The following is an 18,068-nucleotide window of genomic DNA, read 5'->3' on the forward strand; positions in this document are numbered from 1 at the left end:
GCCCCCCAGCACACCGCACCGGTCTTCCTCGTCGACGCCAACACCGGCGTCCAGGTCACGAACAACCTGCTCGTCGGCGGCACCTACACCATCAGAGTCAGAGCCGCCCGCGGCGCCGTCGTCCGCGGCAACGCCGTCGTCGACAAATCCTGGGACTACGGCCCCTCCGAGTCCGACTGCTCGAAGACGACCTGGGCGGACAACCGGCTGGTCACCATCGACGACGACTACAACGTCACGAGCACGGTAGGGCCTGTGAAGTGCGCGGGCTGACAGGCCGGGCCGCGTTCTCCCGTTTCACGACGCGCAGCAGGGCTCCCGCCGTGCCGAGCTGGAGGAACATCAGGTTGGTCGCCGCCGGATAGGAGAGCTGATCGAAGGTGATCGAGCAGACCAGCGGAACCAGCAGCGGCCCCGTCATGGACAGGGCGAGGTCCCGCAGCACCGGGTCCGAGGTGAGGCGCCTGGCCCGCTGGACGGCGTAGACGCCCGTCGCCAGCAACGCCAGGAACGCGGCCACACCGACGATCCCCGACTCGACCAGCGTCAGCAGGTACTGGTTGTCGAAGACCTGGTGCTTGGGCGCGTACCAGGTGGCCAGGCCGCGGCCCAGCCACGGATGACGGAGGAACTCCGCCAGCGCGTTGGGGTAGTCGTGCACGCGATACCGGATGCTGTCGTCGGAGCCGAAGCCGGCGAACAGCCGGTAGAACGTGCTGAGCACACCCGGCATGAGGATCTGGACCAGCACCAGGAAGCCGAGCACCACGCCGAGAGCCCGCAGGCGACGCCGCGCCGGCCAGCCCGCCATCAGGACGACGCCGACCGTCGCGAGCGCGATGATGCCGGTGCGCGAGACCGAGTAGGCCAGTCCCATCGCGATCATGGCGGTGCAGAACCACCATCGCCGCGGCGAGTCGCCCCGATCCCGAGCGTGCAGGGCGTAGTGCACGGCGATGGGCAGGATCATGACCGACACCACGGCGAACTCGATGGGATGCCCGAGGGTGGCGGCGACCCGGTTCAGATCGTCCCTGGCGAGGACGTTGGCCGTGCCCTCCACGGAGTTGGCCTGCAGGAAGGGCAGCGTCATGTAGCGGGTGAGGTCGAACTCCAGGACGGACTGGAACCCGCCGACGATGGAGACCACGACACCGGCGACGATGATCCCCTTCATCACCAGGTCGAGCCTGCGCCGGTTGGCGATGCCGTCGCACACGCCGAGGCCGAGGCCGATCCCGCCGACCAGGACCACCAGGCCGTGGTCCATCAGGTTGAGCTCGTCGCCTGGCAGATAACCGAAGGCGGCGTGCCCGTAGACCGCCAGACTGGCGGCGAGGTAGGCGAACAACCCGGAGCGTACGGGATTGCGCCCTTTGCTCGCGCCGAGTGTGGTGGTGGCCTGGCCGAACAGCCACAAAAGCCCCGCCAGGAGCCCCGCCAGGTCGGCCGGCGTCACCGACAGGGGCAACCCGCGCAGGATCGTACGGGCCGGGACGCACAGCAACGCCACGACCGCCACGACCGCCACGGTCGCGCTGTCGGCCGCCTGGAAACTCTCGCGGAGGGGTGGTGGTGCGGCATGCGTCGCCTCCCCGGCGGTGGAGACGGTCATCAGACCGTCTGCTCCGCCTTCGGCGCGGCCTCGGCCGGCGCGTGCGGATACCGCCCCGGCCCCGGAGTCCGTCTTCCACGGGCGCGACGGTGAGTCATGAGGCTTTCCACGCCGAAGGCGGCCGTGAGGCTGCCCATGAAGCTCAGGGCGACCGCCGCCCCCGCCGCGCGGCTCCTGCTGCCCTTCTTCGCCTCGGGCGTGGTGGGCTCGACGACGTGCGTGATGGTGAGGAAGGTCGTCGGCGGCGCCGCGACGGCCTTCTGGCGCTGGACCAGTTCGATGTCGGCCTGCGCCATCACCTTGGCCACCAGCGCCTTGGCCGTGCCCGGGTCCGGCGCCTCGGCCTCCACGAAGACGAACGGACCGCTCATCATCAGCTCGGGGTTGGTGCTCCCATTGGTGACCTTGTACTCCACGTCGCCGCCCGGTGGCACGCCGAGCCGTTCTCCCGTTTCCGGCGCGCTGAGCGCCTGAATGAGCAACGACGCCGTCATGTTGAGGCCGTAATCGAAGGTGACCAGGGGATTCGACAGGGGATTGGACAGCCGGGGATCGTCGGGAACGGTCGCCCCGGTGGTGGGAATCGTGATCAGCATGACCGCTTGAGAGGTGTAGGTCACGGGGATCCGGGTGTAGACGAGAAATGAGGCGCCGATACACAGGACGAAGGTGGGCAGCACCACATACCATCTCCGAAACAGCACGAGGACTGTGCCCCACAAGTCCATCCGATCCCTCCCCGTGCGGTCCTACTGACTATCGCACGGAGCCCGTCGTTCTGTTACGGCACCACGGGATAAGTCCGACCAGCCCTGTAGACGTTTGCGATCCGGAGGTCACGACCGATGCCGAAGCTGGCCGTCATCACCCCGACGTGGAAGCCGGACCGGGACTTCTTCGTGGCCCTGCACCGCTCGTTTCTGCGATTCACCTCCGCGGACACGGTCCATCACGTCATCGTGCCCTGGGCGCACAAATCGCACTTCAAGGAATTCGCCGGGCCTCGTTGCCGTATTTGGACCCATTCCGAATTGCTCCCGCGCCGGTACGTCCGCATGCCCGGGGGCGTGTGGATCAACACGCGCCGCCCGTGGCCGCCGGTGCGCGGCTGGGTCATGCAGCAGGCGGCCAAGATCGCCGCAGCGGGCATGGTGGAGGCGGACGCCGTGCTGCTCGCCGACTCCGATGTGGAGTTCGTCCGCCCGGTCGAGGTGGGCGATTTCACCGCGAACGGCGGGCTCACGCTGTTCAGGAAGGAGGGCGCGGTCCACGCGGGGATGGAGCGGCACGTCATCTGGCACCGCGTCGCCCGCGAGCTGCTCGGGCTTCCGGCCGCGCCGCCACCGCCGCTGAACGACTACGTCGACGCGCTGGTCTTCTGGGACCCCGTACGGGTGCGGGCCATGCAGGCGCGCATCAGCGAGGTCACCGGCATGCCCTGGGCCGACGCCTTCACCTCTCAGCTGCACGTGTCGGAGTTCATCGTCTACGGCGTGTACGCCGACGAGCTCCTCGACGCGGAGGACCGGCCCGCCACCAGCCCCGAGATCTGCCACAGCGCCTACATCAGGACGCCGATGGACCACGAGGCGGCGATGCAGTTCGCCGAGCGCATCGGCCCGGACGCCATCGGCATGATGATCTCGTCGCATTCGCACACGACCGCGTTGGTCAGGGAGGTCGCCGCGCAACGGTGCGCGGAGGTGGCCGCGTCGCGCTGACCCCACCGACCGCTGCCCCCGCCCCCAGGGCGCGGATCAGCCCTTTCGCAGCCCGTTCGGCGATTGCCCCGAGGATCCGTTCTCGGAAGCCCGCAGGCTCATGGCACTGTCGGCGGTGAGGATCGGGTCCATGATGATGACCACCGTCTGGTCGGACTCGTCATCGGCGTCGTCGGTCACGGGCGTGCCGGCAGGAGGCGTGGCGTCGTCGGCGGGCTCGGCCGGCGGGTCGGTCCGCGGTGCGGAGGCTCCGGCGACCACCGCACCGGACGGGGCGGCGAGCGACCCGGCGTTCGCCTGGGCCGGCGCGGGGGTAGGGGTGGGGAGGCGCCACTGAGCCGTGGCCGCGCCGAGCATCTCGGGATCCTCACTCCAGCCCGACATCCGCTCGAAACGGTGCTCGCCCGACTCGATCTGCTTGATCCGCTTACGCCTGCCCAGCGCGTAGGCGACGCCGAAGCCGGCGAGCAGTGCGACGGCGAAGGCGCCGGCCGCCGTCTTCCACCGGACGCTCGTCACCCGCGCGGGCGGGGAGATCGGCACCACGTCATTGAGCGAGACGAACGTGGACTTGGGTGCGCCCAGCGCGACCTGCCGGTCGTTGAGCTCCTTGCGGACCCGCGCCTGGACCGCGGCGACCGTCTTGTTGGCCTCGCCGTCGGTGGACGCGACGACCGACACGTAGATGTAGGGCCCGCTGATGTCCAGCAGGTCGGGGTCGGTGCGGCCGTCGTCGACCGTGAGCTCGACCGGCCCGTCCTTGGGCGCGCCGACCTCGCGCCGCAGCTCGGGGGTGTTGATCGCCTGGATCAGGATGGTGGCCGTGGTTTTCAGCCCGTCGCTGAAGCCCAGCAGCGGATTCTGCAACCCGAAGGTCTTGTGCGGGTCGATGGTCGCGCCCCTGGCCGACGTCGTCAGAACCATCAGGGCGCTGGACTGATACTTCACCGGGGTGAAAAAGAACGTTCCCACCGCGACCAGCAACGACAGCAGAATCAACGGCGGGCCCACGGTCCTGCGGGTGAGTAAGCCGCTGAGGATCGTCCACAACTCCATGAATGCAGTCCCCCGCCCTAGTGGCGCACCCAGGCGCCCGGGCGGCCCCACATTTCCATCGCCGCCCCCAGACAGATCGTTACACGACAACCCTGATGCGTGACGATTCCCGATCGGTGTCCTTATAACAGCGTTACACGGTGACCGTCACCTCCGATAGACCATCGTGGGCCGGGTCGACGAGGAGGGCAACACATGACGGCACCCCCATCGCGGGAACACACCCGGCTGGCCGGCCTTGACGGCATAAGAGGGCTCGCCGCGCTCTTCGTCGTGCTGCATCATTGCTGGCTGACGTCGTTTCCCGGCTTTCCATCTGATAACGGACCAATTTGGGCAGGCTGGCTACTTTACGGACACTTCGCGGTTGTCATCTTCATAGTGCTGTCCGGTTTCTCCCTCGCCGTCGGGCCGGCGCACCGCGATTGGCGACTCGGAGGGGTGGCGAGGTTCGCCCACCGGCGGGCCTGGCGCATCCTGCCGCCGTACTGGACCGCCCTGGTCTACAGCCTGATCGTGGCGTGGACCGTCGTCCCCCAGACGGACGCGGGTCCCCCGACGGCCAAGAGCGTGCTGTTCTACGGGCTGCTCATCCAGGACGTCTTCGGCGCTCCGAGCCCTAACGGGGCCTTCTGGTCCATCGCCGTCGAGGCGCAACTGTACGTCGTCTTCCCCCTGCTCCTCCTGGTGGTGAGGCGTTTCGGCGCGGCCGCGATGATGGCCGCCGTCACGGTGGTCGTGGCCGCCGTCGGAGCGTTGTCTCCCGTGGTACCGGCCGTGGCCCTCCTGGATCGGTTCACCCCGCAGTTCGCGGCGCTGTTCGCCCTCGGCGCCGTCGCGGCGGGCGTGGTGGGCGGGCACTGGCGCGCACCCGCGCCGTGGCTGGCGGCGGTGGCCCTGGCGCCGGTCGTGGCGCTGATCGCGGTACGAGGCTCGGTGTGGACCGTGAACCACTACTTCTGGGTCGATCTCGCCCTGGGACCCGCGGTGGGACTCTTCCTGGCGGCGCTGGCCGCGGGCAGGCCCGCACCGCTGGTCGCGTTCCTCGACACCCGTCCTCTGCGGTCCCTCGGATCGTTCTCCTACAGCCTCTACCTGACCCACGCGCCGCTGGTCGTGGCGCTGCACGCGCTGGTGGTGGCGCCGCACGTGGCGAAGGGCGTCCCGGCCTTCCTGACGATGGTCGCGCTCGCCGTGCCCGCCAGCGTGGCGGTGGCGTGGGGCTTCGCCGCCCTCTTCGAGCTGCCCTTCCAGCGTCACCGCAGCTGGAAGGCCCTGCGTACGGCGATCCTCGGGAGGATCCGGCCGGCCCGCGGGGGGACCGCGGCGGCTCCGCGGTACGAGCCGGAGAAGTCGGCCACGCCGTGACGCGGCGATCAGCGACGGCCGTGCATCATCGGCGCCCGTGTCATCAGTGACGCCCGTCTGAGCAGCGGCGTACCGTTCCTTCAGCGACGTACCGTGGCGAGGGCCAGACGCGCCGCCTTGCGGGTCCGGTGGCTCAGCGTCTGGTGCTGGCGGCGGGCGTACATCCGGGCCACCACCCCCCATGCCCGCCTGCGCTGCTCCGGGGTCAGGTCGAGGGCGCGCAGGTGGCGCACCACGGCGGCGAACTGCAGTGTGGTGGCGAAATGCACGGTCCACTGCGGGACGCCCAGCGTCCGGGCGACCTGGGGCAGCCTGCGCAGGCGCAGGCCCCGGTGCGCCAGGACCTCGGGCACGTGACCCCAGGGTCCGGCCAGGGCCAGCATCACGGCGTAGACCTCGTCCTCACGCAGCATGACGGGCCGGGGGACGCGTGCGACGGCCTCCCGCCGCATCATCGCGTACAGGGGGTCGAGCAGCATGTGCTCCTGAGTGTGCACGACCATCATCTCCGTGAACCGGTCGACGGGATCGTCGGAGAGCAGCCCCGTCCCGCGATAGGTCGGCGGCGTCATCGCCTGCCCGTCCGGACCGGTGTAGCGGGTCTCCGAGGTCACCAGGATGAGCCGCTCGTCCTCGGCGAAGACCTCGAGCGACCGTGACACGCAGTGGGGCTCGAGCAGGTCGTCGTCGCCCATCCAGCGGAAGAACGTGCCCCGGGACAGCCGCAGGACCGCCTCGAAGTTGCCGACGACGCCCACGTTCGCCGGCTGGCGGTGATAGACGACGCGGCTGTCCTCCCTGGCCAGCTCCCTGCAGTACTCCTCCGTATGGTCCGTCGAGGCGTTGTCGGAGATGACGAGCTCGATGTCGGCGTGGTCCTGTTCGAGCACTGACCGGACGGCGTCGCCCATCCGGTCGGCTCCGTTGTATACGGGAAGTCCAATGGAGACGAGCATGCACGTCACTCCAGGTCAGGATGTCGGACGAGGTCTCGCGGCCATCCGGGGCAGGCTGCGCAGCCGGTCGACCGGAACGACGATCAGCACATAGACGATCAGGCCCGCGGCGGATCCCAGGCACAACACGGCGAAGGGGGGCGCGCCGCCCAGCGAGGAGAGCACGCCCAGGACGGCGGCGCCCGACGCGAGGCCGCCCAGGCTCGGCCGCAGGAGAGCGGGGGCGATGGGCGCCACGCGCACACCTGCGGCGCGCAGCCCGAGAACGGCCAGGGGCAGGGCGACGAACAGCGAGGCGGCCGCCTGGCCCGCGGCCGCACCCCGGATGCCCTGCAGGTGCGTGCCCACGATCACGGCCGGCACCAGGGCCAGGCCGTACCCGACGTTGATCCAGACGGTCAGCGCGGTGGCGCCCTGACCGTTGAGGATGTCCAGGGCGAACGACGTCAGCATCCGCACCACCATCACCACGGCGAGGAAGCGCAGGACGCCGGAGGCCTGGTCCCATTTCGGGCCGTACAGAAAGGCCACGAGCGGATGCGCCAGCAACCCCATGATGATCGCCAGGGGCAGCACACCCGAGTACAACAGGGGCACCGACCTCTGGACGCCCTTCGAGAGGGTGCCGGACTCCTGCTCGGCCAGCCGGGAGAAGCCCGCGACGGACACCGTGCGGATGGCCGTCCCGATCAGTCCGGGCACCCAGCTCGACACGTTGAAAGCCAGCAGGTAGTAGCCGAGCGGCTGGGTGCCCAGGATGTTGCCCACGATGATGTAGCCGACGTTGAGGAGCACGGCCTCCAGCCCGATGCCGGCCGCCGACGGGATGCCGAAACGCAGCAGCCTGCGGGCGATCGCGCGGTCGAAGCCGATCCGGAACGGCATGCGCGCGATCCGGAGCACGATGATCCCGGTGACCACCGCCTGGACGACCTGTCCCCAGGCGAAGCTGAACGGCCCGGCTCCTTCGGCGGCCAGCATGATCGCGACGACGGCGTTGGCGGCGAACCCGGCCAGGACCGCCATGCTGTTGCGGGCCTGCTGGAACCGGCGCAGCAGCGCCGCGCTCCTGACCGCCGTGACGGCCTCGACCAGGATGACGGCGGTGAGGAGCCGGACGACGGGCGTGGCCTCGGGACTCCCGGCGTACGCGGCATAGAGGGGCGCGATCGTCCAGAACACCCCGTACAGCGTCGTCGCGGAGATCAGGTTGAGCAGGGTCGCGGTGGGCGCCATCTCCTCCAGCGACCCTCGCCACTGGATGGTCGCCATCATGATGCCCAGGTCCTTGACGACCATCACGAAGGAGGTCGCGGCCAGGGCGACCGCGTAGACGCCGAAGTCCGTCTCGGACAGCAGCCTGGCGAGGATCAGCCCCATGACGAAGGACCCCGCCTTCATCACGAGGTTGCCGAGCAGGCTCCACCCGAACCCGCGACCGGCCTTCTCGCCGATGCTGCGCGGGTCGGCCGGGGCCGCCGTCACCGTGGCGTTCTCCTGCTCCACATCGGACCCCTCACGCTATGTCCGGCTCGGTGAGCCGTTCGAGCCAGATCTCCCGCCAGAACGGCGCGAACTCTCGTGGGCAGTTCGTTTTGTACAGCCCTTTGCAGACGACGTCCTCCAGAAGAATGCAAGGGTTCTTCATTTGCAACATCTGGCCGGTCTTCTCGTCCAGGCACCGCTCCACCCGCGCCTGCACTCTGGCCGTTTTGCCGCACCAGTGCGCCATCTCCTCCTCGAAGCCCAGGCCACGGTTCTTCCGGTCGGGGCCGAGGGTGGCGATGATCTCCGCCTTCGATTTGATGCGCACCAGTTCGCCCGGTTCGAGGTCGAGAGTCCCCGACGGGGTCCTCTTATTGGGCCCAGGACCGACCCAGCCCCAGGTGAGCCCCCCTCTGATCCATAATCGGCGCGGCAGGCGGCGCCTGCTGAAATTCTGATAGCGGTCGAAAAGCCCGAAGAAGACGGTGCGCACGGTCTCCCAGACGGTCGCGTTGCCGGTCCGGACGTCGGTGACGTACTGCCCGGCGTCACGGAACGGCAGGCATACGGGCGCCGCACGCAACAGCTCCGTCGCCTGGCACGAGTACCGCACCTCGCCCTCCGGCGCCGGCTCCTTGAACGAGTTCTTCACCAGCAGCGGCAGCAGGACGCCCGGTGAGGCGGCCGGTTCCACGGCGGAGGCGTCCGCCACCTTCTTCAGCCAGGCGGTCTTCCAATAGATCGAGCAGAACGTCTGGCACCCGCCGTGCCCCGACCCGTCACACCTGGCCCCTTCCAAGTACACGGCGTCGTCCATGCGGCGCATGCCGGACTGCGTCATGGTGTCGCAGAGCTTGTGCGCCACCTTTTTCACCACCATGCGCTTACCGCAGAACGGGAGCATCTCCGGCATGAAGGGCAGCCCGTCGAGCTCTCCGCGTTCGTCCAGGGTGGCGAGAATCTCCTCCTCGCCGAGGACCTCCACGAGGTCCCCGACCCTCAGGGTGAGCGCTTGCGTCATAGCGACTACTCCTTCAGCAGGCCCGCGGCCAGCAACGACCGCGCGGCGGTGGCTACGGCGGAAAACGGCAGCGTGGATCGTTCCGCGATGTCCAGCAGGCTGTGCTCGCCGTCCGACAGGTTGAGCACCCACAACATCGCCATCTGGGCCTGTTTCGCGTCGCTGCGGCCGCCGACGGAGTCGTACAGGCCCCGCCGTCCGAGCTGCGGTTCCCCGTACGGGCTGGTGTTGTGGTACCTGCGGTTGCGCTCCAGGACGCCGACGGCCTCCCAGAGCACCTCCAGCGTCTCCTCCATCGCCTCGGGCGCGACGAAGCCGGGATCGTCGCCAGACGTGTGGTACTCGGGATAACCCGCGTACGGCGTCCTGGTCAGCGATCCGACCCCGAGGTCGAACCCGGGCGAGCAGTACTGGCGCTCGTCGTAACCGTAGGGAGTGAAGTCGACGATCTCGTGCCGCCTCCCGCGCAGCACGTACGACATCACCTGGTCGATCTCCGCGTTCCCGCGCCTGCTGCGCTTGTAGGTGAGCGCCCCCCTGTCCCCGGCGCAGGCCAGGGTGAGACCGTGCTTCACACGTTCCACGCGGTTGCGCGCCAGCCAGGTGATCGCCCCGATGGTGCCGGGAGCCATGATGAACCGGTAGGTGTACCAGGGGTCGGTGATCCGCCGGGCGAGGGCGACCGCCACGGCGATGCCCGCCAGGTTGTCGTTGGCCAGGGACGGATGGCACACGTGCGTGGAGACGATGACCTCGTCCTCCACCCGGCCCGGGATCACGTGCTCCGCGTAGGTGAGATGACCCGGCTCCAGGGTGGAGTCGATCAGCACCTCGTAGGGCCCCTCCCCCATCTCGGCCAGGGTGCTCGCCCTGAGACAGAATCCCCAGGTCTCGGCGTAGTAGCTCGTCCGGTAGGGGATCAGGTCCGGCTGTTCGGGCAGCGTGTGCAGATGCGGACGGAGCTCCTCGAGCGTGAGGGTGGCGGACACCGGGACGCTGTAGCCCACCACGTGGAGGTTGGAGTCGGCGAAGTCGACGACGCGGCGGCCCTCCGGATCCTTGATGTAGGCGTCCCGGATGTTCCACTCGTTCGGGATCGTCCAGTCGAGCACCTGGGTTCCGGTGGGCACCTCCGAGATCCGCAGCGGCAGGTGCTCGCCGACGACGCGGAGCGTCTCCCGCACGCCGTCACCCGTGATGCTCCTGCACAGCGGGTACAGCCGCGCCACGAGGGCGTGCATCTCCTCGCCGGTCATGGCCTGAGCGTCTCGTCGATCGTGCCGGCCGCCCTGCGCCGCGACAGCCACGCGAGGCGCGTGAAACGCTCGGCGAAGTCCCCGGCGGTCAGCCCGTGCGCCTGGTAGGCGTCGTACAGCTCGACGGCGCCGTCCTTGACCGTCCACCGGGCGGCGTAGCCGGGCAGCGCGGCCCTGATCCTGGAGAAGTCGACGCGGTAGGAACGGGGATCGGCGCCGGTCTCGCCGGTTATCACCAGCGTGGCGCCCGGGACCACCTCGACCACGTGCTGCGCGATCTCGGCGACGGTCACGTTGTTCAGCTCGGTGCCGACGTTGAACGCCCTGGCGTGCACGGCCTCGCGCGGGGCGACGAGGGCGGCGGCGAAGGCGTCGGCGATGTCGGCCACGTGGACGAGCGGCCGCCACGGCGTGCCGTCGGACAGCACCCGCACCTCCCCCGTCAGGAAGGCGTGCCCGACCAGGTTGTTGAGCACGATGTCCGCCCGGAGCCGGGGCGAGAACCCGAACGCCGTGGCGTTGCGGAGGAACACCGGCGTGAAGTCGGCATCAGCCAGGTCGACCAGGTCCTCCTCCACCCGCACCTTCGACTCCGCGTACGGCGTCACCGGCCGCAGCGGCGCGTCCTCGGTGAGCAGATCCTCGCCGCCCGACGCGCCGTACACCGAACACGTGGACGCGTACAGGAACCGCCGGACGCCGGCCTCCTTGGCCAGCCGCGCCAGGCGGGTCGAGGCGTGCTGGTTGATGTCGTACGTCAACGCGGGCGCGAGCGCGCCCAGCGGGTCGTTCGACAGGGCGGCGAGGTGGATCACCGCGTCGAAACCCGCGAGATGCTCGGGACGCACGTCGCGCAGATCCACCGCCGGTCCCGCGGGGTCCTTCGGGAACGGTCCGAGCACGCATTCGGCGAACAGTCCCGAGTCGAGGCCGGCCACCTCGTGGCCGGCCTCGGCCAGAACCGGTGCCATCACGCTCCCGAGGTAGCCCGTGTGCCCGGTCAGCAGTACCCGCATCTAGTTCTCCAGTCGAAGGGTGAGCTTGTTCACGTGGAAGGCCTCCGCGTAGCGGGCCTGGCACTCGATGCCGCGGATGCGTGCCAGCCCCAGGAACGCCTCCCGGTCGTACCACGGCCGGTGCCGCTGGGACGGGTAGTGCCGCTGGAGCAGGCTCACCTTCGCCTCCGCGATCTCCTCGTCCAGCGGCTGGTACGCCGAGGGCCTGCCGAGGTCGCCATCCCACTTGACGATCTCGTAGCCGAGCACGAGATGGTCGCGGAAGGCCGTGGGGACCAGCGTGGCCAGGCCGCGGTGATCCTGGTGGGCGTCGCCGGTCCACGGCGCGAAGACCAGGTCGGGATCGGTCGCCGCCCGCAGCTCCTCCACGGCCGACTTGGCCTCTTCCCAGTGGGCCGGGAACCTGCCGTCGGGCAGCTTCAGGACCCTGAGCCGCAGATCCGCTCCCGGGCAGAAGGCGGCGAGCGCGGCACGCTCCTCGTCCTCCCGCGCCGTGCCGCCGCCCGACAGCACCAGGGCGTCGACCCGAACGCCGGGATGGGCGGAGCAGACGGTGAGCAGGCTGCCGCCGGCGCCGATCGGGATGTCGTCGCAGTGCGCGCCCAGGGCGACGATCCTGGTGATCGGCGACGCGACCCGCAGGCCGATCACGCGTGCTCCCACAGCGCCCAGGGGCGGTTCCCGCGTGAGTACGCCTCGTCGAGGGCGAGACGCTCCTTGACCGTGTCGGTCGGCCGCCAGTACCCCCGGTAGGGATAGGCGAGCAACCGGCCTCGCTTGGCCAGTTCCACGCAGCCGTCGCCCACCAGGTCGCCGTTCTCCGGGATGTGGTCGAAGATCTCCTGCCGCAGGACGAAGTATCCGCCGTTGATCCACAGCGGCATCTCGCTCACCGGGGTGATGCCGCCGACCCTGCCGCCCTCTCCCATGTCGATGCAGTGGAAGGTCTCGGCGGGCGGAACCACCATCATCGACGCCCCGGCGTCGGAGCGCCGGAAACGCTCGATGATCTCCGGCAACGGCGCGTCGGTGAGCACGTCGGCGTAGTTCGCCAGGAACATCTCCTCACCGTCGAGGTGATCGCGCACCCGGCGCAGCCGCTCCCCGATGGGCGAGTCGACCCCGGTGGTCACGAAGGAGATCGACCAGTCGGAGATGTCCGTCGACAGCAACTCGACCTGCCCGCCCCGCAGGACGAAGTCGTTGGAGGTCGTCTCCTGGTAGTTGAGGAAGAAGTCCTTGATGTGGTGGGCGCCGAAACCGAGACACAGGATGAACTCGGTGTGCCCGAAATGGGCGTAGTAGCGCATCACATGCCAGATGAGCGGACGAGGTCCCACGAGTTGCATCGGCTTCGGCACGTCACCGGGGATGCCGCTGCGCATCCGCGTGCCGTACCCGCCGCAGAAAAGCACGACCTTCACGAGACGATCTCCAGGGTTGGGATGGGGAAAACGAGCTTTCCTCCCCACCGATGGACGTAGGACAGCTGCTCGGTGAGCTCGGCCCGCAGGTTCCAGGGCAGAACCAGCACGTAGTCCGGGCGGTCGGCGGCGATCCGCTCCGGCGGGAGGATCGGGATCCTGGCGCCCGGAGTGAACTTGCCGTGCTTGTAGGGATTTCTGTCGACCGTGTAGGCCAGCAGGTCGGGCCGGACGCCGCAGTGGTTCAGCAGCGTGTTGCCCTTGCCCGGCGCGCCGTATCCGACGACCGTTCGCCCCGCGTCGGCGGCGTCGATCAGGAAGCGCAGCAGGTCACGCCTGACCCGAGCCACCCGGTCCGCGAACTGGGTGTAACCGGACAGGTCGAGCAGGCCCGCGGCCTTCTCCGACGCGATCACGTCGTCCACCCGCCGTTCCGGCCGGCCCGAGGGCCGCGCCCACAGCCGGATGGATCCGCCGTGCGTGGGCAGCATCTCGACGTCGACCAGGACGAGCCCGCCGGCGGCCAGCGCCCGCTGCGCGGACGCGACCGTGTAGTACTGGAAGTGCTCGTGGTAGATGGTGTCGTACTGGTTCAGCTCGATGAGGCTGAGCAGGTGCTGCACCTCGATCGAGACCCAGCCGTCGTCGGCGACCAGAGCGCGCAGCCCCTTCGTGAACCCGATGAGGTCGGGGATGTGCGCGTAGACGTTGTTCGCCACCACCAGGTCGGCGGGACCGTGCTCCGCGCGGACCGCGGCGCCCGTCTCCGGGGTGAGGAACGCGGTGAGGGTGGGCACGCCCTTGTCGCGCGCCGCCTGCCCCACGTTGGCCGACGGCTCGATGCCCAGGCACCGCACCCCACGCTCGACCACGTGCCGCAGCAGGTACCCGTCGTTGCTGGCGACCTCGACGACGAAGGACGGGCGGATGCGCCCCATCGCGTCCGTGACGAACCGCTGCGCGTGCTCCACCCATGAGGTGGAATACGACGAAAAATAGGCGTACTCGGTGAAAGTTTCCTCAGGCGTGATGAGGGGCGGAATCTGGGCGAGCCAGCAGTCGGTGCACACCCGCAGGTGCAGCGGATAGGTGACCTCGGGCTCGGTGAGCCGCTCCGCGCTGAGAAACAGCTCGCAGGGCGGCGTCGCTCCCAGGTCGACCACCCCGACAAGGCTGCCCGAGCCGCACAACCGGCATTGTGCCATCATGCTCCCCGAATCGGTCGTTCGACTGAGTTGGCCGTTGAGACGCGTCGGATACAGCCGCGATTCACTGTCCCCGCCCCTCGACCCACCAGCGGTAATTCGGCGCATTCGTGTCCTGCGTTACAAGGCGTCCATCACGTGGCAGGCTTCCCTCATGGATCCCCTCAGCATTTCGGGCGTTTGGCTGCACACACCGCAGATCCATGCCGATGCGCGCGGTTCGTTCTTCGAGGCTTTTCGGATGGCCGATTTGAACGCGGCAACCGGCCATCGGATGGAACTGGCACAGATGAACTGCTCCGTTTCCACGAAGGGAGTGCTGCGCGGCATCCACTTCGCCGACGTCCCGCCCGGCCAGGCGAAGTACGTGACGTGCGTTTCCGGCGCGATCCTCGATGTGGTCGTCGACCTGCGTGTGGGCTCACCCACCTTTCTGCGGTGGGAAAGCGTGCGCCTGGACGATGAATCGCGGCGCGGCCTGTTTATCGCGGAGGGGCTCGGACACGGTTTTCTCGTGCTCAGCGAACAGGCCACGGTGACATATCTGTGCTCGACGCCGTACACGCCCTCCCGTGAGCACGGGGTCCACGCTTTCGACCCCTCGATCGGCGTCGACTGGCGGATGGAGGACGCTCCCATCCTTTCGGAGCGGGACGCCGCCCAGCCGTCGGTGAAGGAGCTGCTGGAGGCCGGGGCGCTTCCCGTCCACTCGCAGTGTCAGGCGTTCTACGCCTCGCTGAGATAGGGCCAGGCCGCGCGCAGGGCGGCCCGCCAGTCTCTGATGGGGGAAATGCCGGCGGCCGTCCATCCGCCGTGGCCGAGGACGCTGCTGGCCGGCCGCGGCGCCGGTCTGGGAAATTCGGCCGTGGTGACGGGCGTGACGCGGTCCGGGTCCGCTCCGGCCAGCTCGAAGACCTCCCGTGCCAGGCCGTACCAGCTCGTGCTGCCGCTGCTGGTCGCGTGGTAGACGCCCGGCGGAGCGCCCGCCGTCACCAGGCGGAACAGCTGCGCGGCCAGGTCGGCGGTCCAGGTGGGCTGGCCGACCTGGTCCGCCACGACCCGGACGGCGCCGTCGCCGGCCGCGAGCCTCGTCATCGTCCTGACGAAGTTCGGGCCGCCGACCCCGTAGAGCCACGCCGTCCGCACGACCGTTCCGCCGTGGGCGAGCGCCGCGCGTTCCCCGGCGAGCTTGGTGCGCCCGTAGGCGGACACCGGCGCCGGTTCCGCGTCCTCGGGATACGGCTCGGCCGCCCTGCCGTCGAAGACGTAGTCCGTGGACAGCTGCACGAGCCGCTCCCGGCATGCCGCGGCCAGATCGCCGACCGCGTGACCGTTCACCGCGAGGGCCTCCTCCTCACGCGTCTCCGCGTCGTCGACGGCCGTCCAGCCCGCACAGTTGACGACCACGTCGGGGGCGGCGTCACGCACGGCGGCCGCCACCGCTCCCGCGTCCCGCACGTCGAGCTCGGACCGCGTCGGCGCGACGACCGTCTCGCCCTCCTCCCGCAGCAGCGCGACCAGATCCGTGCCCAGCAATCCGCCCGCGCCCGTCACCAGCCATCTCATGGTTCCTCCAGATCAGGCCTGCCGGTGTTCCCCGCGCAACGGCTTCCACCACGAGGGGTTGTCCTTGTACCACTCGACGGTCGCCGCCAGGCCCTCCTCGAAGCCCACTTGCGGCGCGTAGCCGAGGCTCCGCAGTTTGCCGTCGTCCAGGGAGTAACGGCGGTCATGACCCTTGCGGTCCGGCACCCTGCGGATCCGGTCCGCGGGCAGACCGAGGGCCTCCAGAAGACGCATGGTCAGCTCGAGATTGGTCAGCTCCGCCGTGCCGGCTATGTGGTAGATCTCACCGGGCTCGCCGATCTCGGCCACGCGCTGGATCCCGCGGCAGTGGTCCGACACGTGGATCCAGTCGCGTACGTTGCCGCCGTCGCCGTACAGCGGGACGGAGCCCCCCTCGATCAGGGTCGTGACGAACAGCGGGATGACTTTTTCCGGGTATTGGTAGGGGCCGTAGTTGTTGCCGCACCTGGTGATCGACACGGGCAACCCGTGGGTGATCGCGTAGGCGCGGGCGATCAGGTCACCGCCCGCCTTCGACGCCGCGTACGGCGAGCGAGGCGCCAGTGGAGCGTCCTCGTCCCAGGAGCCGGTCTCGATCGAGCCGTACACCTCGTCCGTCGAGACGTGCACCACGCGCCGGACGCCGGCCGCCAGGCACGTCTCCATGAGCGTCTGCGTGCCCAGCACGTTCGTCCTGACGAAGTCCGCCGCCCCCTCGATGGAGCGATCCACGTGCGACTCGGCCGCGAAGTGGATCACGACGTCGTGGCCGGGGACGACGTCGGCCAGCAGCGCGCCGTCGCACACGTCACCCTTGACGAACGCGTAGCGCCCCTCGACGGGTGCGAGATTGGCCAGGTTGCCCGCGTAGGTGAGGTTGTCCAGGACGGTGACGGACGCCCCCTGGAAGGCCGGGTAGCCGCCGGCGATTACGGTGCGAACATAATGCGAACCGATAAAGCCGGCACCGCCGGTAACGAGGAGTTTCACTAGACGATCAACACCCACTTCGAAGTTCTGCGGATAAAAGTCGGCAAAACCGATGCGACCCTGTTACCACTCCGGTAACAATATCCCCGCGCTAGTACCCATAGAACCATCAAACCGGGCGAATACACGATCACCACCCAGGGACGGAGTTCGGCCATGGTCCATTCGGTCAGGGGCCACAGCGAAAGAGAAGGCGGCCCACGCAGGGGCCGCCGCGTCGGCGTGACCGTGGCGACGCCCCTCCTGCTGGTCGCGGCGGCCGTCCCCGCTGTCTGGATCATCACGCGAGATGGGAGGACACAGGCGCCGCCGCCCGCGGCGGCGACCACCGCGCCCGTGGCGACGCCCAAGCTCCGTGAGGTCAGCTTCTGGACGCCGGCGACGAAGCTGGCGGTGCCCGTGCACGCCGACCGTACGCCGGTGGAACTCGGCTCCCGGTTCACGGTGGCGGAGGACGGCTGGATCGCCGGCGTCCGCTTCTACAAGGCGACGGGCGAGAAAGGCCGGCACATCGGCAGCCTCTGGGACGCCGACGGCAGGAGGCTCGCCACCGCCACCTTCGCCCGGGAGACCCCGAGCGGATGGCAGGAGGTGCGTTTCGACGCCCCCGTCCGGGTCCGGGCCCGCGAGACGTACACGGTCTCCTATCACAGCGAGCACGGCACGTACGTGGCCAGGCCCCTGCGTGACGGCAGAGCGCCGCGCTCGGGCCCGCTGACCGCCGTGCCGAAGGGGACCGGCGTGTACCAGTACGGCGACGGCGCGTTCCCCCACCACTCGAACCCGCGGAACTTCCACTACTTCGTGGACCCGATCTACCGCTGGTGGTGGCGGCCCCGGCCGACACCGCCCTCCCGGCCGACACCGCCCTCCTCGCCGGCTGTCACCCGGTCTCCCGTGCCGGTCACGGAACCGGCGCGCACTCCGTCGCCGTCCCGGGCGGCGACCCCGGAGGTCAGTCCCTCCGTGGAGGTTCCCACACTCGGGCCCACACTCACGCGGCGGCCCCAGACCCCCACGCCCGGCGAGACGGGACAGAGCCCCTCCCCCCGCGCCGACGGTCACGGAGAGCCCGGCGTCTCCCACGCCGACCCGGTCCCGGACCACAGCGCCCCAGACCACCGCGCCCCAGACCACGGCGCCCCAGACCACGGCGCCCCAGACCACGGTGCCCCAGACCACTGGCGCCCCGGGCACTGGCGGCACGGCGTGCTCGGGTTACCCCACTCCTGCGTGTACGGGCGTGCCCAAGGGCAGGCGGCTGAAGACACTCCCGGCCGATTTCCACGGTGCCTATCGGGTGACGCAGGACGGGACGGTGCTGGACGGCGTGCACGTCCCCGGCACACTCCTGATCACCGCCAGGAACGTCACCGTCAAGAACAGCCT

Annotated in this window: 18 protein-coding genes; 5 read left to right on the top strand and 13 right to left on the bottom strand. The window is 69.5% G+C overall.

Translation table 11 applies throughout. The features are described from left to right. The coding region (locus tag AB0O28_RS39165) for a hypothetical protein (protein ID WP_363647982.1) at positions 1-273 on the top strand (273 nt) is incomplete at its 5' end. Here AB0O28_RS39165 and AB0O28_RS39170 read toward each other — a convergent pair. Continuing rightward, positions 236-1,615: an O-antigen ligase family protein gene (locus tag AB0O28_RS39170; RefSeq protein WP_363647984.1), complete on the bottom strand. Its 1,380-nt coding sequence runs from the start codon at positions 1,613-1,615 to the stop codon at positions 236-238. The two genes, AB0O28_RS39165 and AB0O28_RS39170, sit on opposite strands and share 38 nt — an antisense overlap. Then, positions 1,615-2,319, bottom strand: a complete 705-nt coding sequence (locus AB0O28_RS39175; RefSeq protein WP_363647986.1) for a hypothetical protein — start codon at positions 2,317-2,319, stop codon at positions 1,615-1,617. The genes AB0O28_RS39170 and AB0O28_RS39175 overlap by 1 nt, the downstream gene beginning before the upstream one ends. A 141-nt stretch (positions 2,320-2,460) precedes the next feature. Here AB0O28_RS39175 and AB0O28_RS39180 point away from each other — a divergent pair, with 141 nt between their 5' ends. After that, positions 2,461-3,336, top strand: a complete 876-nt coding sequence (locus tag AB0O28_RS39180; RefSeq protein ID WP_363647988.1) for a DUF6492 family protein — start codon at positions 2,461-2,463, stop codon at positions 3,334-3,336. Positions 3,337-3,372: 36 nt separating this feature from the next. On the opposite strand, the gene AB0O28_RS39185 is transcribed toward AB0O28_RS39180, so the two are convergent. Beyond that, the gene (locus tag AB0O28_RS39185; RefSeq protein ID WP_363647990.1) at positions 3,373-4,392 is read right to left on the bottom strand and encodes a hypothetical protein; all 1,020 of its coding nucleotides are present in this window, start codon (positions 4,390-4,392) and stop codon (positions 3,373-3,375) included. A gap of 195 nt (positions 4,393-4,587) precedes the next feature. Here AB0O28_RS39185 and AB0O28_RS39190 point away from each other — a divergent pair, with 195 nt between their 5' ends. Beyond that, positions 4,588-5,760 carry an acyltransferase gene (locus tag AB0O28_RS39190; protein ID WP_363647992.1) on the top strand — a complete coding sequence of 391 codons (1,173 nt, stop codon included), beginning with the start codon at positions 4,588-4,590 and terminating at the stop codon, positions 5,758-5,760. 80 nt (positions 5,761-5,840) lie between these two features. On the opposite strand, the gene AB0O28_RS39195 is transcribed toward AB0O28_RS39190, so the two are convergent. The 8 genes from AB0O28_RS39195 to AB0O28_RS39230 are packed head-to-tail and all read right to left on the bottom strand — an operon-like array spanning position 5,841 to position 14,126. Beyond that, the gene (locus tag AB0O28_RS39195; protein WP_363647994.1) at positions 5,841-6,716 is read right to left on the bottom strand and encodes a glycosyltransferase; all 876 of its coding nucleotides are present in this window, start codon (positions 6,714-6,716) and stop codon (positions 5,841-5,843) included. A gap of 15 nt (positions 6,717-6,731) precedes the next feature. Beyond that, positions 6,732-8,222 carry an oligosaccharide flippase family protein gene (locus tag AB0O28_RS39200; protein ID WP_363647996.1) on the bottom strand — a complete coding sequence of 497 codons (1,491 nt, stop codon included), beginning with the start codon at positions 8,220-8,222 and terminating at the stop codon, positions 6,732-6,734. A 10-nt stretch (positions 8,223-8,232) separates the two neighbouring features. Beyond that, positions 8,233-9,222, bottom strand: a complete 990-nt coding sequence (locus tag AB0O28_RS39205) for a hypothetical protein (RefSeq protein ID WP_363647998.1) — start codon at positions 9,220-9,222, stop codon at positions 8,233-8,235. 5 nt (positions 9,223-9,227) lie between these two features. Further along, positions 9,228-10,478 carry a DUF4910 domain-containing protein gene (locus AB0O28_RS39210; RefSeq protein WP_363648000.1) on the bottom strand — a complete coding sequence of 417 codons (1,251 nt, stop codon included), beginning with the start codon at positions 10,476-10,478 and terminating at the stop codon, positions 9,228-9,230. After that, positions 10,475-11,494: an SDR family oxidoreductase gene (locus tag AB0O28_RS39215; protein WP_363648002.1), complete on the bottom strand. Its 1,020-nt coding sequence runs from the start codon at positions 11,492-11,494 to the stop codon at positions 10,475-10,477. Before AB0O28_RS39215 ends, AB0O28_RS39210 begins: the two co-directional genes overlap by 4 nt. After that, the gene (locus tag AB0O28_RS39220) at positions 11,495-12,145 is read right to left on the bottom strand and encodes a PIG-L deacetylase family protein (RefSeq protein ID WP_363648004.1); all 651 of its coding nucleotides are present in this window, start codon (positions 12,143-12,145) and stop codon (positions 11,495-11,497) included. It lies immediately after the preceding gene. Then, positions 12,142-12,918, bottom strand: coding sequence for a sugar phosphate nucleotidyltransferase (locus AB0O28_RS39225; RefSeq protein WP_363648006.1), 777 nt, complete (start codon positions 12,916-12,918; stop codon positions 12,142-12,144). Before AB0O28_RS39225 ends, AB0O28_RS39220 begins: the two co-directional genes overlap by 4 nt. Then, positions 12,915-14,126, bottom strand: a complete 1,212-nt coding sequence (locus tag AB0O28_RS39230; RefSeq protein ID WP_363648008.1) for a class I SAM-dependent methyltransferase — start codon at positions 14,124-14,126, stop codon at positions 12,915-12,917. The genes AB0O28_RS39225 and AB0O28_RS39230 overlap by 4 nt, the downstream gene beginning before the upstream one ends. Positions 14,127-14,277: 151 nt before the next feature. Between AB0O28_RS39230 and rfbC the strand changes: the two genes are divergently transcribed. Continuing rightward, entirely contained in the window at positions 14,278-14,868 is a 591-nt protein-coding gene (gene rfbC, locus AB0O28_RS39235) for a dTDP-4-dehydrorhamnose 3,5-epimerase (RefSeq protein ID WP_363648010.1), read from the top strand. On the opposite strand, the gene rfbD is transcribed toward rfbC, so the two are convergent. Together rfbD and rfbB are read right to left on the bottom strand one after the other, a co-directional pair. Further along, positions 14,850-15,689 carry a dTDP-4-dehydrorhamnose reductase gene (gene rfbD / locus AB0O28_RS39240; RefSeq protein WP_363648012.1) on the bottom strand — a complete coding sequence of 280 codons (840 nt, stop codon included), beginning with the start codon at positions 15,687-15,689 and terminating at the stop codon, positions 14,850-14,852. The genes rfbC and rfbD overlap by 19 nt on opposite strands. A 12-nt stretch (positions 15,690-15,701) precedes the next feature. After that, a complete protein-coding gene (rfbB, locus tag AB0O28_RS39245; RefSeq protein ID WP_363648014.1) occupies positions 15,702-16,679 on the bottom strand; it encodes a dTDP-glucose 4,6-dehydratase in 978 nt (325 codons plus the stop codon). A gap of 228 nt (positions 16,680-16,907) precedes the next feature. Between rfbB and AB0O28_RS39250 the strand changes: the two genes are divergently transcribed. After that, positions 16,908-18,068, top strand: a 1,161-nt coding sequence (locus AB0O28_RS39250) for a DUF4082 domain-containing protein (protein ID WP_363648016.1), incomplete at its 3' end; no start/stop codon positions are given.

The sequence above is a fragment of the Microbispora sp. NPDC088329 genome, from assembly GCF_040685655.1.
Classification (GTDB): Bacteria; Actinomycetota; Actinomycetes; order Streptosporangiales; family Streptosporangiaceae; genus Microbispora.

Bases quoted from the DNA above. Each gene is read 5' to 3' on its own strand.
- AB0O28_RS39230 (WP_363648008.1), bottom strand. From the start codon at position 14,126: ATGATGGCACAATGCCGGTTGTGCGGCTCGGGCAGCCTTGTCGGGGTG.
- AB0O28_RS39190 (WP_363647992.1), top strand. From the start codon at position 4,588: ATGACGGCACCCCCATCGCGGGAACACACCCGGCTGGCCGGCCTTGAC.
- AB0O28_RS39210 (WP_363648000.1), bottom strand. From the start codon at position 10,478: ATGACCGGCGAGGAGATGCACGCCCTCGTGGCGCGGCTGTACCCGCTG.
- AB0O28_RS39205 (WP_363647998.1), bottom strand. From the start codon at position 9,222: ATGACGCAAGCGCTCACCCTGAGGGTCGGGGACCTCGTGGAGGTCCTC.
- rfbD (WP_363648012.1), bottom strand. From the start codon at position 15,689: ATGAGATGGCTGGTGACGGGCGCGGGCGGATTGCTGGGCACGGATCTG.
- AB0O28_RS39195 (WP_363647994.1), bottom strand. From the start codon at position 6,716: ATGCTCGTCTCCATTGGACTTCCCGTATACAACGGAGCCGACCGGATG.
- AB0O28_RS39185 (WP_363647990.1), bottom strand. From the start codon at position 4,392: ATGGAGTTGTGGACGATCCTCAGCGGCTTACTCACCCGCAGGACCGTG.
- AB0O28_RS39180 (WP_363647988.1), top strand. From the start codon at position 2,461: ATGCCGAAGCTGGCCGTCATCACCCCGACGTGGAAGCCGGACCGGGAC.
- rfbC (WP_363648010.1), top strand. From the start codon at position 14,278: ATGGATCCCCTCAGCATTTCGGGCGTTTGGCTGCACACACCGCAGATC.
- AB0O28_RS39215 (WP_363648002.1), bottom strand. From the start codon at position 11,494: ATGCGGGTACTGCTGACCGGGCACACGGGCTACCTCGGGAGCGTGATG.
- AB0O28_RS39170 (WP_363647984.1), bottom strand. From the start codon at position 1,615: ATGACCGTCTCCACCGCCGGGGAGGCGACGCATGCCGCACCACCACCC.